We start from the raw sequence: 13,448 nt of genomic DNA on the forward strand, positions 1-13,448 counted from the left end.
TGGTCTGGAGGCGTCATTGTAGTGGCGCGTGTCCGTCGCCGTGGCCAGCCCCGCGGGCCTTATTTTGCGCGCGCCTTGCGGGTGCGCCGTGCGGGCGCCGCTTTTGTTCCGGCTTCGCCGCGCGCCGGCCCGTGGCCCATCACCATCGTTCCCGGCAGATACCGCCTGCCCCAGCGTACGAACGCGAGCAGCACGTCGCCCAGCGCGTGGCCCTTCGGGGTCAGCGTGTAGGCGTAGCGCACCGGGCGCTCCTGGTAGGGCGTGCCGACGATGATGCCGGCCGCCTCCAGGCGTTTGAGGCGCTCCGCGAGAATGTTGGTCGGGATGTGTTCCGGCGAGTCCGCCAGTTCGCCGTAGGTGCTCTTGCCGTGCAACAGGTCGCGCACCACCAGCAAGGTCCATTTGTCGCCCACGATGTCGAGCGAATTCGCGACGGCGCAGGCGGAGCGTGCAAAGGGCTTGGGGGTACTCATTCCTGCGGTTCTCCGCGGCGGGGAGGCTTGTCACTTGCATTATGCAAGTAAAAGGGATAGCGTCGCTACAAACTTGCAAAATGCAAGTCACTAGAGGAGGGTGCCATGTCCGCCACTGTTCTTCCACGCCCGTTCGGTCCGCAGCCCGCGGGAGGCGGCAGCCGTACGGGAGTCTTGCTGTCCCTGGCCGCATGGTTCTCGCTGGTCATGCTGCTCGGCGCATCCGGCGCCTTCGTCGGGCGCCCGGGGCAGCCGCCGGTCGCCATCGCCATCGCGGTCGGTGCGCCCTTGTTGCTGTTCTTTGCGTGGTTGCGGCTCTCGCCGGCGTTCCGCGCGTTCGTTCTCTCGCTGGACCTGCGCCTGATCGTGGCGATGCAGGGCTGGCGATGGGCCGGCCTCGGCTTCCTGTCGCTGTACGCGCACGACGTGTTGCCGGCCATGTTCGCGCTGCCGGCGGGTCTGGGCGACATGGCGGTCGGTTTTGCGGCTCCGTGGATGATCCTGGCGCTGGTGCGTCGCCCGGGCTTTGCCGCCAGCCGCGCGTTCGTCCGCTGGAACGTGCTCGGCATGCTCGACCTCGCCGTGGCCATCGTCCTTGGTACCTTGAGCGCCAGCCTGTCCACGGGCGCCCCGGGCGAGATCACGACTGCGCCGATGGCGACGCTGCCGTTGCTGGTGATCCCTGCGTTCCTGGTGCCGCTGTTCCTGATGCTGCATGCCGCGGCGTTGATGCAGAGCCGGCTGGCTGCACGCAGCCAGGTTGCATAGGAAGTTGCCGCGACGAGCCGGGGCTCAGTGGATGCCCACGCCCAGCCCCACGCCGAAGCTGACATTGGGATGCCCGCTGCGCATTTCCTCGGCGGTCCACACATGCGACTGCGCGGTCTGCACCAGCGGGAACACGTAGTCGGCCTCGCCGACCTTGCCGGCGCGGCTGCCGGCAAGCTGGCCGTCGACGGTGATCGGCGCGCCATTGGGGTAGTTCATTGGCTCGGCGTAGCCCGGGACGAGGGCGATGAAACGGCCGTTGCCGCCGGCGCCGAATTTCGGCCGCTGCGAGGAATCCAGCGGGTAGGCGAGGATCTCGATTTCGCTGTGGTCGGGCAGGTTGTTCACGCCCACCACGCGGCCGCCCCAGATCACCTGGCCGTGGGCGTATTGCTCGGGCGCCTGCGCCACCTGCATCGGCGTGGCGGCGACGGTGCCCGGGGCGACCTTGTAGATCGGAGCGGGCGCGCAGGCGGCGAGGACCGGCAGCAAGGCGGCCAGGATGATGCGGGCGGAAACGGCGGCGAGGCGCATGGCGAATTCCCGGGTCGAGGCAACGGATTGAGCTTAGCGGCGGCGCGTGGTGGGCGGTAGCCGCGCGGGCTTCGCGGGCGCGCCGGCGGATTCGGCCACCAGCCAGTCCAGCGTCCACTCGGCGGGGCGTTCCTGTGCGAGCAGGCGCGCCAGCGCGCGCAGCGGTTCGCGCAGGGTTTCGTCGAGCTGCCAGGGTGCGTTGACGATCGCCATGCCGGAGCCGTTGAGGCGCAGCGGTGAATCGTCGCCGTGCACCAGCAGTTCCGCGCGCAGCACGCGCTTCGCGCCACAATGGCCGAGCCAGCGCAGGAAGGGCTGTACCTGGCTGCGCCGCTTGATCGGATACCAGACCGCATAGATGCCGGTGGGCCAGCGCGCCAGCGCTTCCTTCAGGGCCTGCTCGATCAGCCGGTATTCGGCCTCCTGTGCCTCGTAGGGCGGGTCGATCAGCACCAGGCCGCGCTTTTCCTTCGGCGGCAGCAGCGCCTTCAGTGCCTCGTAGCCGTTGCGTTCGTGCACATGCATGCGCGTGTCGCGGCGGAACAACTCGCGCAACCGCGCCGCTTCCTCCGGCTGCAGTTCGCACAGTTGCGCGCTGTCGATGTCTCGCATCGCCAACGCGGCCTGCAGTGGCGAACCGGGGTAGAGCTTGAGGGTTTCCTCGTTGCCGGGCACGGCGAGGATGCCCTCCAGCCAGCGGCGCAGCAGGTGCGGTAGAGCCGCGGCCGTGCGGGTATCGGCGTACAGGTCGGGATAAAGCAGGCGGGCGATGCCGTCCTTGTACTCGCCGGTCTTGCCGGCCTCGGCGCTGTCCAGCGCGTAGCAGCCGCTGCCGGCGTGGGTGTCGACCAGGCAGAACGGCGCAGGCTTGAGCTTGAGCGCATCGATCAACGCCAGCAGCACGGTGTGCTTGAGGACGTCGGCGAAATTGCCCGCGTGGTAGGCGTGGCGATAGTTCATGGCGGCGGTCGCGGAGATGGCGCGCAAGTATAGGCTGCGGCCGGCGTGCAGGCCGCATGAAGCCCGCTCCAGGGTTGAGCGCATGCGCCCGGCCTGGCTATGCTCCCGGCATGCGCCGTTCCCGCTTCCGCCACCTGCGCCGTTGCCGCCCGCTGTTCGTGCTGGCGCTGTGCGCGTGGCTGGGGCTGGTCGGCTCGGTGTTTGCGCAACATCGCTGCTGCGCACCCATGGGCGGCATGGCGGGCGCGACGACTATGGTGCACCACGATGGCATGCCGCTGCCGTTGCACGCGGACGGCATGCATGCCGGCTGCGTCTGTGCGCACATGACCGCGGCGACCTTGCCCGTGCCGGCGGGGGCGGCCTCGCCCCCGTCCTTTGCCGCCCAAGCGTGGCCGGCATGGCCGGCCGCCGCGCCAGAGCTTGCCCGCGCGCCACCCTTGCGGCCGCCGCCGGCCTGATCAGCTCCCGCTCGTCCGACGCCAGTCGGCATTCGCCCGTGTCCGGGCATGAGGCGGAACCCGCGGGTTCCGCGCCGGAGTGAATGATGAACAAGCAAGATCCGCGCGACGCGCTGCTGTCGCGCCGACATTTCGTGCAAGGCCTGATGCTGGGCGGCGTGGCCGCCGGCCTGGGTTTCAGGCCCGGCGCCGTGCTGGCGCAGGCGAGCCTGCCGCGTCGCGAATTGCACGGCACGCATTTCGACCTCGCCATCGGCGAATTGCCGGTGGATTTCACTGGACGCAAGCGCATGGCCACCGTGGTGAACGGCCAGTTGCCGGCACCGCTGCTGCGCTGGCGCGAGGGCGACACGGTAACGCTGCGCGTGCACAACCATCTGCGCGTGCCCGGCTCGATCCACTGGCACGGCATCCTGCTGCCGTTCGGCATGGACGGCGTGCCGGGCATCAGCTTCCCCGGCATCGCGCCGGGCGAGACCTTCACCTACCGTTTCCCGGTGCGGCAGAGCGGCACCTACTGGTACCACAGCCATTCCGGTTTCCAGGAGCAGACCGGCCTGTACGGTCCGATCGTGGTCGAGCCGGCCTGCGGCGAACGTTTTCCCGCCGACCGCGATCACGTGGTGCTGCTGAGCGACTGGACCGACGAGGATCCCGAAGCGATCTACCGACACCTGAAGAAGCAGGGCGACTACTACAACTACGCCGAGCCCACCGCGCCACAGTTCCTGCGCGACGCGGGCGATCAAGGCCTGCGCAAGGCGCTGGCCGAACGGCGCATGTGGAACCGCATGCGCATGAGTCCGTCCGACCTCGCCGATGTGAGTGGCGCCACCTATACCTACCTGATGAACGGCATGGCGCCCGCTGCCAATTGGGAGGGCTTGTTCAAGCGCGGCGAAAAGGTGCGGCTGCGTTTCATCAACGGCTCGGCGATGACGATCTTCGACGTGCACATTCCGGGCCTGAAGATGACCGTGGTCGCCGCCGACGGCCAGGACGTGGAGCCGGTGAGCGTGGACGAGTTCCGCATCGCCGTGGCCGAGACACTGGACGTGATTGTGCAGCCGGCCGACGACCGTGCCTGGACGATCTTCGCGCAATCGATCGACCGCACCGGTTATGCACGCGGCACGCTGGTGCCGCGGCCCGGCATGGCGGCGCCCGTGCCGGCGATGGACCCGCGCGTGCCGCTCTCGATGGCGGACATGATGGGCGCGATGGGCAGTTCCGGCACCATGCCGGGCGTGGACCGCGGTGGTACGGAAATGCCCGGCATGGCGATGGATGCGGCCACTCCGGCGGTGCGCCATGCCCGCACGGAGTACCGCAATCCCGGCGTGGACATGCGCGTGGACATGCCGCGCACCAACCTCGACGATCCCGGCACCGGTCTGCGCGACAACGGCCGCCGCGTGCTCACCTACGCCGACCTGCACACCGTCGGGGGCTCGCTCGACCCGCGCGAACCCGGCCGGGAGGTCGAGCTGCATCTCACCGGCAACATGCACCGTTACATGTGGTCGTTCGACGGCGTAAAGTTCTCCGACGCCAAGCCCATCCGCTTCCGTGCCGGCGAGCGGCTGCGCATGGTGCTGGTCAACGACACCATGATGAACCACCCGATCCACCTGCACGGCATGTGGAGCGAGCTGGAGAATCCGGACGGCGGTTTCCAGGTGCGCAAGCACACCGTCAACGTGCAACCCGCGCAGCGCGTGGCCTATGGCGTGACGGCCGATGCGCCGGGGCGCTGGGCCTATCACTGCCACATGCTCTACCACATGGAGGCGGGGATGATGCGCGAGGTGGTGGTGGCATGAAGACGCTGCTGCGCAACACCCTCGCCTGTCTCGCCTGTCTCGCGTGGTCGCTGTCGCTGGCCGCATTAGCGCAGACCGCGCCGGCCCCGGCCAGCAGCACTGGCATGGACATGATGGGCATGCCCGGCATGGCGCACGTAGGGCACGAACAGCCCGCGCCGAAGGGCGGGAAGGGCAAGTCGAGACCTGTGCGGCGTGGCACGCAGGGCGCGAAGCAGCACGCGCCCGCGGCGGCGCAGTCTGCCAAACCGATGGCCATGCCCATGCCTGGCATGGATCACGCGCTGCCGGCGGCGCAGCCTGACACTCATGCCGGCATGGCCATGCCGGGGATGGCCATGCCTCCGCGTGCCGCCGGTGCGCCGATGGCTCACGGCCAGCTGCAGGCCGCGGGCGCCATGCAAGGCATGGGCGCCACGCACGGTGCGCATGACATGCACGATATGCGCATGCAGGGCGGCGCAGCGCCGACGGATGCGCGCAGCGCGGATTACTCCGGCGGCATCGGCCATGGCGACATCGGTGGCATGGACATGCTGGACGCCAAACCGCTGGGCATGCTGCGCTTCGATCGGCTGGAAGCCTTCCACGCTAAACACGGCGATGGCCAGGCCTGGGAGCTCAATGGCTGGTACGGCACCGATACCGACAAACTGTGGCTGCGCAGCGAGGGCGAGCGCGAAAGTGGACAGTCCGGCGTGGGCGACGTCGAGGCGCTGTGGAGCCGCGCCGTGGCACCGTACTGGGACACCCAGCTCGGCGTCCGCCACGACTTCGGCGACGGCCCGTCGCGGCAGTGGCTGGCCTTCGGCGTACGAGGCCTGGCACCGTACTGGTTCGAGCTGGAGGCGACCGCCTATGCCGGCCCGTCCGGCCGCACGGCGGCGCGCCTGCGCGCCGAGTACGAGCTGCTGCTCACCCAGCGGCTGATCCTGCAGCCGGAGCTGGAGGCGAACCTGTACGGCAAGGCCGATCCGGCGCGTCGGATCGGCAGCGGCCTGGCCGACGCCAGCCTCGGCCTGCGCCTGCGCTACGAATTCCGGCGACAATTCGCGCCTTACCTCGGCGTGGTGTGGACGCGTCGCCATGGTGGCACGGCGGACTTCGCCCGTGAGCAACATCAACCTGTCTTCGACCGGCAGTTCGTCGCCGGCCTGCGCATCTGGTTCTGAGGATCAAGCCATGAGCAAGCTGCTCGAACGCACGCTCACCGTGGTCGCGGTGCTGCTGGTGCTGGCCGTCGGTGCGTTCGCTTTCGCCTGGTCGGGGCTCTACGACATCGGCGCGGATGTCCATCACTGGAAGCCGACCTACGCCCTCCTGGCCACCGTGCGCGACCGCTCCATCGAGGCGCGCGCGAAGCATGTCGTGGTGCCGAACCTGGACGATCCGCAGCTGATACTCAAGGGCGCGGGCCAGTACGCAGCGATGTGCACCGGCTGCCACCTCACGCCTGGCGAGGGCGATTCCGAACTGCGCAAGGGCATGTACCCGCAACCGCCCGACCTTTCCAGGACGCATGTCGATCCGAAGAAAGCATTCTGGGTCATCAAGCACGGCATCAAGATGAGCGCGATGCCGGCCTGGGGCATGGCCGGCCACGACGACCCCACGATCTGGAGCATGGTGGCCTTCGTGCGGAAGCTGCCGGGCATGACGCCGGCCGAGTACAAGGCCATCGTGGGCAGGGCGCCGCCGGACGACGACATGGATATGGACGGTGACCATCCGCCCGCCCGTGCCGATGCCGGCATGGCCATGCCGCCCGACGCGGCTACCGCCCCCGCGCCAGCCACGGCACGCAAGCCCGCTCAGTAGGCCACCGTGATGCGGCGACGCGAGGCGTCGTGCTTCTCGACGCGGTCGAGCGAGGCGATGGCGTAGTCGGCCACGCTGATGCGGCTGTTGCCCTCGGCATCGACCAGCAACTGGTCGCCGCCGATGCGATAGCTGCCACTGCGTTCGCCGTCCTCGATCAGTGCGGCGGGACTGAGCACGGTCCAGTCGATGGCCGAGTCGCTGGCGCGGAAAGCGTCCAGTGCGCGAGCATGCGCTTCGGCTTCCGGTTTCCACTCAGCGGGAAAGTTTGGCGTGTCCAGCAGGCGCAGGCCCGGCGCGACTTCCAAGCTGCCGGCGCCGCCGACCCAGACGAGGCGTGGCACGCCGGCGTCGGGCAGGCGTTCGAGCAGGGTGCGCGCATTGGCGACCAGCAGCGCCTGGTCGCCATCGCGGCGCGCCGACAGGCTGGCCACCGCCGCATCGCTACCGTGCACGGCGGCCAGCCAGGTTTCCGGGCGAGCCACGTCGCCGGTGATGACAGAGAGCCGTTCGCGGTGGCGGTCGAGGCGGGCCGGGTCGCGCACGATGGCGGTGACCTCGTGGCCGCGCGCCAAGGCTTCGTCGAGGATGGCATGGCCGATGTGGCCGGTGGCGCCGAACAGTGCGATGCGCATGGTGCTGTCTCCTGGGTGGGGGGAACGGGGACAGCATGCGCCGGCAGATTGACTTGAAAAACGGCCCGTTCGGTAATTCACTGTCAATTATTGATTGATGGTGGAGGAATGCCCATGGGGGAGGTCAACCTCAACCGGCTGGCGGTGTTCGCGGCCCTGGTGCGTGCCGGCTCGTTCACCGCGGCGGCGGACCAGCTGGACCTGACCAAGGCGATGGTGAGCCAGCACCTGGCGCGGCTGGAGCGCGAGCTGGGCGTGACCCTGCTGGTGCGCAGCACGCGGCGGATGGCGTTGACCGAGGCCGGCGCGTCCTTCCACGCCGACTGCGAGCGCATCCTCGCGGAGACGGACGCGGCCATCGCGCGCGCGGGTGAGAACCGCGCCGTGCCGCGCGGCCTGTTGCGCATCACGGCGCCGGTGAACTACGGCAGCACCGTGGTCGCGCCCGCGCTGGCGGGCTTCCTTCGCCGCTACCCGGATGTGCGCGCCGAACTGGCGCTGGACGACGGCATCAGCGACCTGATCGGCGGCCGCTTCGACCTTGCCATCCGCGGTGGCCCGTTGCGCGACTCCGGCTTGCGCGCGGTGCGCCTGGCCGGGTTCCGCCAGTTGCTGGTGGCTGCGCCGGAGTACCTCGAAGCCCGCGGCCGGCCGCGTCGACCGCAGGATCTGGCTGCACACGACGCGGTCCTGCTTTCGGTATTGAGCACGCCGGCCCGTTGGAGCTTCAGTGCGCGCAACGGCACGCAGACGCGCGTGCAACTGGCGCCGCGCGCGCAGGCCGACAGCGCGGCGGCGGTGCTTGCGATGGCGCTGGCCGGAGCCGGTGTGGCGGTGCTGCCCGACTTCATGGTGGAAGCCGACCTCGCCGCCGGCCGCCTGTTGCACCTGCTGCCCTCACAACGCCTGCCCGAGGGCAGCTTCCATGCCGTGCACGCCAATCTGCACGCGCCGGCCAAAGTGCGCGTCTTCATCGAGCATCTGCGCGCGAGCATCGCCAGCAAGGCGGGTTGACCGCCCCCGCAGCCGGAAGCGCCAGGCGCTATTCCACGATGGAGTGGCTCTCCGTGGTGCCCAGCAGTTCCGGCTGCGCCGCCAGATGCTGCTTGCGCGCCAGCAGCGGGTGCAGGAACACCGCGGCGAGGATCACCGCCACACCGGCATAGAACCAGCCGTCGAGCTGGTGCTGCTCGCCGAGCAGAAGCACCGCCAGCACGATCGCGTAGACCGGCTCCAGGTTCGTGACCATCTGCGTGCCGAACGCGCTCAGGTGGCGCAGCGCCACCAGCGCCAGCGCGAACGGCAGCAAGGTGCAGCCGAACGCCAGCGCGAGCAGCAGCAGCGCGTCGTGGGTGTCGGGCAGTACGAAGGCCGCCCCGGCGTGCGGCAGCAGCGGCGCCAGCAGGGTGAGGAAGGCCGCGCCGGTGCCCAGCTCGATGCAGGTGACGGTAAGCGGGTCGCCGTGTTCCACCAGGCGCTTGTTGAGCGAGCCGAACAGTGCAACGAACAGCGCCGACAGCACGCCCACGGCGATGCCCAGGCGCATGCCATGCGGTACGCCGCCCACCACCATAGCCACGCCGGGCACTACCGCCACGCCGATCAGCAGTTCGCGCGGGTCGAACCGGCGTTTGGCGATCCACGGTTCCACGAAGGCCAGGAACACCGGCCCCAGTGCGATGCAGGTGGCACCCACCGAAGCGTTGGCCAGCTTGATCGCGGCATAGAAGGTGAGCCAGTGCAGCGACACCAGGGCGCCAATGCCTGCATAGGCCCAGCGCAGCCGCGCCGGCATCGCGCGCAGGCCGCGCCACACCCGAGGCACCAGCAGCAGCGCGGCCGTCACCAGCAGCATGCGCCACCACACCAGCGGCAGCGCCGGCAAGGTGATCAGCTTGCCGAGGATCGCGGTGAAGCCCCACAACAGTACGCAGAAGTGGATCTGCAGGCGGGCCTGGCTGCTGGCTTGCATGGGGACGCGTCGATGGTGGAAGGCCGCATTCTACGTCGTGCCCGTGCACCCATGTATTGAAAAGTGCGGCCAGGGATGGCCGCCCGTTTGATTCCCGCGATCAAGGATGATCGCAAGGACTCTTGAAAAGTGCGGCCAAGGATGGCCACCCGTGTGATCCTCGCGATCCGTGAAGGTCGCAAGGATTCAGCGCCGGGTCGGCGCACGCATCCGCTGCAGCACCGCGGTGCAGGTGTTGGCGTCGCCGGCGTCGTGGCTGGGAACCACCACCGCCAGCAGCGCCGCTGCGGGCGCGGCGGCCACGCCCAGCGCCAGGGCGCCGGCACCGCGCGCCAGCAGCGGCCCGGCGTGCACGCCCACGTCGGGATGCTTCAGCGTGCCGCGCACATAAAGCGGAGAGCGCAGCGACAGCACGCGCAAGCCCTTGGTATGCGGCGTCACGTCCAGTTCGAGCTTCTCGTCGGCGAAGTTCACCGTGCCGTTGACGTCGATCAGCGCGTCCTGGGTGTCGAACACGAACAGCCGGGTACGGAACAAGCCGTCCTGGGCGGCGAGGTCGGCGGCGGCACAGTTGATCTTCACCGTGCGGTCGCCGAACAGCTTGCCCAGCACGATGTTGCCCACGTTGAGCCCGGCGGTTTCCAGCAGATTGCGGCTGATCGCGCCGTCGTTCATCAGCAGCTTCAGTTCGCCGCCGGCGCTGCCGAGCAAGGTGGCGACGGAGTTGCCGCGCGCATCGAGCATGGCGTCGCCGTTGATCTCGCCCAGGCTGGTATGCATCGGCTCGAAGTTCGGGAACAGCTGCTTCAGCTTGAGGTGGCGGGCGCGCAATTGCAGCGCGCCGCGCATGGCCGCAGCGCCACCGTCGAGGCGCAGCCTGCCGCCCACCTGGCCGCCGGCAAGGCCGAAGCGCAGCGGATCCAGCGTGAGCGCGCCGTCGTCCAGCACCAGGCGGGTGGACAGCGACTCGATCGGCAGCGACCGGCCGTGCTCGATGCGTCCGGCGGCGAACGTCACGTCGGCGTCCATCGCCTTCCAGCGGTCGGTGCGGAAGGCCTGCGTGGGCAGCACGCGGTCCGAGGCGGCGGCCGGCGGCGTGGTGGTGCTGGAGCCGCCGGCGCCGATCAGCGGCGCCAGGTCGGCGAAGCGCAGTTGCGTGGCCTGCATCTTGCCGCTGAGCTTCGGACGCGCGCCGCCGGTGACGTACTCGACGTCGCCGGCGAGGTCGCTGCCGCCCACGCGAGCGCGGAACCCGTGGTAGCCGAAGCGGCTGCCGTGGCGCCCCAGTGTGGCGGTGAGCCGGCCGCGGGTGGCGTAAGGCGGGGTGTCGGGCAGAGTCACCCCGAGGATGGGGTAGAGCTTCGCCATGCTGGAGCCGGCCAGCCACAGGCGCAGTTCCAGCGCGCCGAGGTGCACGGGATCGGTGAGCGTGCCGACCAGGGCGATGTGGGTGTCGCCGACGCGCAGCCGCGCCTGCACCGGGAACGGCCGGTCGGGTCGCTGCAGGGCCAGTACGGCGCCGGTCTTGCCGCTGCCGTCCAGCGCTGCGCCTTGGTAGCTGCCCTTTGCAGTCCAGGCGAACTGGTAGCGGGTTTGCCGCGCGGTCGCGTCTTCGGGGTGGTTCTGCTCCTCGTTCTTGCGCATCGTCTGGTCGGCGCCGCGTCCGGCGCTGCTGATCGCCTGCGTGCGCGCGTCCGCGGTTGCCTGCGCCACGACCTGGTCATAGGGAATCGCCTGCTGCAGCGGTTCGATGCGGGCATCGATCTTCACGCGGCCGACGGTATCGTCCAGCGCGAGCCGGCCGGCGTCGAAACCGATCGCGCCCAGATCCAACGTCCAGGCAGAGGGCGTGTTGCTTTGTGGCAGGTTGAAGGTCCAGTTGGCGCGGCCCTGCTTGTCGCGCTCCAGGTCAACGCGGGGATGCACCAGTTGCAGGGCGGGGATGCGCACGCGGTGCAGCAGCAGGTCCAGTGGCGAGAGGCTGAAGCGCAGCGCATCCAGGCGCACGAACTCGGGCTGTTTCGCCCAAGGAGGGTTGGCGATGGTGATGTCGTTCGCCGCCACCTGCGGCCACGGCAGCCAGGCGCGCAGGCCGTGCGCCTGTGGCTCGCGGCGCCAGTGCACGTCCAGATCGCCTTTGATCGCGAACGGGCGGCCGATCGCCGCGCTGACGCGGGCGTCGATGGTCGGCTTCAGCCGGTTCCAGTCGAACAGCGCGAGCGCCGCGACCAGCACGACGACGAGCACCAGCGGTATGCCGATGCCCCATGCGAGCAACTTGCGCCTGCGCCTCATGCCGGTCTCCTGCGCCACGATGGCCGTGCGTCATGGCATAACCGATGGCGCGGCAAGGTTTCGTGGTGGCAGCGCGGTTCTGCTTACGGCGCGTTCATCGGGCGCTCACGCCGCGTCGTCGTCCGTGCCGGCCTTCCAGTAGCCGCTGGCCTTGATCCAGTCCCTGGGCACGCCGCTCTGCTCCAGCCACTGGCGCATCGCGCGGGCGCGGCGCGATTCGGCGGCGATCCAGTAATAGCTGTCTCCTTCGAGGGGCGGCAGTTCGCGCAGCGCGTGTTCCAGCAGGCCGCTGTCGGCGGCCGCTGCGCCGTTGCGCTCCAGCCAGACGATCTCGGCGTCGGCACGCGTGGCGAGCGCCTGGCGGTCGGCGGCGTCGGGGATCTCGATCAGCGCGGTGGCGCGTGTGCCGGCAGGCATCGCCTCCAGCCAGCGGCCGATGGCGGGCAGGGCGGTCTCGTCGCCGAGCAGCACGTAGCGGTCGAAATCGTCGGCCACCAGGAGGGAGCCGCGCGGGCCGCCCGCGCCCAGGCGCTGGCCGGGCGCAGCCTGCGTCGCCCAGCGGCAGGCGGGGCCATCGCCGTGCAGCACGAAGTCGACCGTCAATTCGCCGCGCACGGCGTCGTGGCGGCGCGGCGTGTTGTCGCGCATCGGCGACGGCTCCAGGCCAGCCGGGAACTCCGGGCCGTTCGCGCCCAGCGTGGGCAGCACCAGTTCGCCGTCGCGATTGGGAAAGAACAGCTTCACATGGTCGTCGGCTGCGGCGCTGTGGAAGCCGCGCAATTCCGCGCCGCCGAGCGTCACCCGCTGCATGTGCGGGGTGAGGCGCTCAACCCGCAGCACGTCGAGCGTGCGCAGCCTGACCTCGTGGCGCAGGCGCTGGTGGATGTGGGGAGTCATCGTGGTTGCCTGGTGGGTGCGGCGCTGGCGACGGCTGGCGCGTCGACGGGAGGGCAGCCGCGGCCCGGCGTCCGCCGGACTCAGTCGTGCTGTCGGCCGCTGGCGACCTCGCCGGCGGCGCGCTGCAGGATCGCGGCCACGCGTTCCGCCTCGGCCTTGTCCCAGCTCGTGCGCATCAGCAGCGCATGCTTCAGCGCGTGCATTGCCTTGCGCACGGCCATGGGCGCGCTCATCTTCGCGGCCATGCGCGCGCTGTGCTCGGTGCGCGCGGTCGCCGCGTCCACCGCGGCGCGGTTCTCGTCGAGGAAGGCGCGGCCCTCGTCGGTGATTCCGTAGAGCTTGCGGTTGCCCGTCTCGCTTTCCACCCGCGCATAGCCCATGTCCTCCAGCATGGCGAGGGTGGGGTAGATCGCACCGGGACTGGGCGTGTACTGGCCGTGGAACATCTCCTCGATGGTGCGGATCAGCTCGTAGCCGTGGCGTGGCTGCTGCTCGATCAGCGACAGCAGCAGCAGCTTGAGGTCGCCGTGGCCGAACACGCGGCCGCCGCCGCGCCGGCCGCCGCCGCGCAGCCCATCCCAGCCGCCGAAAGCGTCGCCGCCGCGATGCTCGCCGAACGGACCGTGGCGGCCGGCGTGACAGCCGTGTTCATCGCCATCCATGAAAAAAGCCTGGGAGCCGTGGTGATGGTGCGAGAAGCGATGGAACAGGTGGTGCATGCGCATGGCAAACTCCGATATATCGAATCCGGGCGGTCAAGATATATCTAAGATATGTCGTATGCAAGCGCGAGCGACCGGGCAAGCCTTTTC

14 protein-coding genes are annotated in these 13,448 nt (G+C 69.7%); 6 read left to right on the forward strand and 8 right to left on the reverse strand.

Features of this window, described 5'->3' with window-relative positions:
- Positions 1 to 59: 59 nt before the first annotated feature.
- Positions 60 to 473, reverse strand: a complete 414-nt coding sequence (locus tag AC2EWF_RS02995) for a winged helix-turn-helix transcriptional regulator (RefSeq protein ID WP_483637867.1) — start codon at positions 471 to 473, stop codon at positions 60 to 62.
- Positions 474 to 578: 105 nt separating this feature from the next.
- Here AC2EWF_RS02995 and AC2EWF_RS03000 point away from each other — a divergent pair, with 105 nt between their 5' ends.
- Entirely contained in the window at positions 579 to 1,241 is a 663-nt protein-coding gene (locus AC2EWF_RS03000) for a hypothetical protein (RefSeq protein WP_483637868.1), read from the forward strand.
- 24 nt (positions 1,242 to 1,265) lie between these two features.
- On the opposite strand, the gene AC2EWF_RS03005 is transcribed toward AC2EWF_RS03000, so the two are convergent.
- Together AC2EWF_RS03005 and AC2EWF_RS03010 are read right to left on the reverse strand one after the other, a co-directional pair.
- Complete coding sequence (locus tag AC2EWF_RS03005; protein WP_483637869.1) at positions 1,266 to 1,775, reverse strand: Slp family lipoprotein; 510 nt, start codon at positions 1,773 to 1,775, stop codon at positions 1,266 to 1,268.
- A gap of 33 nt (positions 1,776 to 1,808) precedes the next feature.
- The gene (locus tag AC2EWF_RS03010) at positions 1,809 to 2,735 is read right to left on the reverse strand and encodes a 23S rRNA (adenine(2030)-N(6))-methyltransferase RlmJ (RefSeq protein ID WP_483637870.1); all 927 of its coding nucleotides are present in this window, start codon (positions 2,733 to 2,735) and stop codon (positions 1,809 to 1,811) included.
- A gap of 110 nt (positions 2,736 to 2,845) precedes the next feature.
- On the opposite strand from AC2EWF_RS03010, the gene AC2EWF_RS03015 reads away from it, so the two are divergent.
- The 4 genes from AC2EWF_RS03015 (at position 2,846) to AC2EWF_RS03030 (ending at position 6,837) form a co-directional block, all read left to right on the forward strand.
- Entirely contained in the window at positions 2,846 to 3,196 is a 351-nt protein-coding gene (locus AC2EWF_RS03015; RefSeq protein WP_483637871.1) for a hypothetical protein, read from the forward strand.
- An 86-nt stretch (positions 3,197 to 3,282) separates the two neighbouring features.
- Complete coding sequence (locus AC2EWF_RS03020; RefSeq protein WP_483637872.1) at positions 3,283 to 5,019, forward strand: copper resistance system multicopper oxidase; 1,737 nt, start codon at positions 3,283 to 3,285, stop codon at positions 5,017 to 5,019.
- Complete coding sequence (locus AC2EWF_RS03025) at positions 5,016 to 6,191, forward strand: copper resistance protein B (RefSeq protein WP_483637873.1); 1,176 nt, start codon at positions 5,016 to 5,018, stop codon at positions 6,189 to 6,191. The genes AC2EWF_RS03020 and AC2EWF_RS03025 overlap by 4 nt, the downstream gene beginning before the upstream one ends.
- A 10-nt stretch (positions 6,192 to 6,201) precedes the next feature.
- Entirely contained in the window at positions 6,202 to 6,837 is a 636-nt protein-coding gene (locus AC2EWF_RS03030; RefSeq protein WP_483637874.1) for a c-type cytochrome, read from the forward strand.
- Here the strand turns inward: AC2EWF_RS03030 and AC2EWF_RS03035 are convergent.
- Positions 6,831 to 7,472 carry an NAD(P)-dependent oxidoreductase gene (locus AC2EWF_RS03035; RefSeq protein ID WP_483637875.1) on the reverse strand — a complete coding sequence of 214 codons (642 nt, stop codon included), beginning with the start codon at positions 7,470 to 7,472 and terminating at the stop codon, positions 6,831 to 6,833. The two genes, AC2EWF_RS03030 and AC2EWF_RS03035, sit on opposite strands and share 7 nt — an antisense overlap.
- Positions 7,473 to 7,586: 114 nt before the next feature.
- Here AC2EWF_RS03035 and AC2EWF_RS03040 point away from each other — a divergent pair, with 114 nt between their 5' ends.
- On the forward strand, positions 7,587 to 8,486 hold the full coding sequence (locus AC2EWF_RS03040; protein ID WP_483637876.1) for a LysR family transcriptional regulator: 900 nt from the start codon (positions 7,587 to 7,589) through the stop codon (positions 8,484 to 8,486).
- Between the two features lie 28 nt (positions 8,487 to 8,514).
- Here AC2EWF_RS03040 and AC2EWF_RS03045 read toward each other — a convergent pair whose 3' ends face one another.
- The 4 genes from AC2EWF_RS03045 to AC2EWF_RS03060 all read right to left on the reverse strand — a co-directional run bounded on the left by AC2EWF_RS03045 (position 8,515) and on the right by AC2EWF_RS03060 (position 13,361).
- Positions 8,515 to 9,444 (reverse strand): DMT family transporter, encoded by a 930-nt coding sequence (locus tag AC2EWF_RS03045; protein WP_483637877.1) that lies wholly within the window; start codon positions 9,442 to 9,444, stop codon positions 8,515 to 8,517.
- Between the two features lie 186 nt (positions 9,445 to 9,630).
- Positions 9,631 to 11,739 carry an AsmA family protein gene (locus tag AC2EWF_RS03050; RefSeq protein WP_483637878.1) on the reverse strand — a complete coding sequence of 703 codons (2,109 nt, stop codon included), beginning with the start codon at positions 11,737 to 11,739 and terminating at the stop codon, positions 9,631 to 9,633.
- 105 nt (positions 11,740 to 11,844) lie between these two features.
- A complete protein-coding gene (locus tag AC2EWF_RS03055; RefSeq protein ID WP_483637879.1) occupies positions 11,845 to 12,636 on the reverse strand; it encodes a siderophore-interacting protein in 792 nt (263 codons plus the stop codon).
- Positions 12,637 to 12,716: 80 nt separating this feature from the next.
- Complete coding sequence (locus tag AC2EWF_RS03060) at positions 12,717 to 13,361, reverse strand: PadR family transcriptional regulator (RefSeq protein ID WP_483637880.1); 645 nt, start codon at positions 13,359 to 13,361, stop codon at positions 12,717 to 12,719.
- Positions 13,362 to 13,448: the final 87 nt, after the last annotated feature.

This window comes from Rhodanobacter sp. sgz306013 (genome assembly GCF_057031145.1).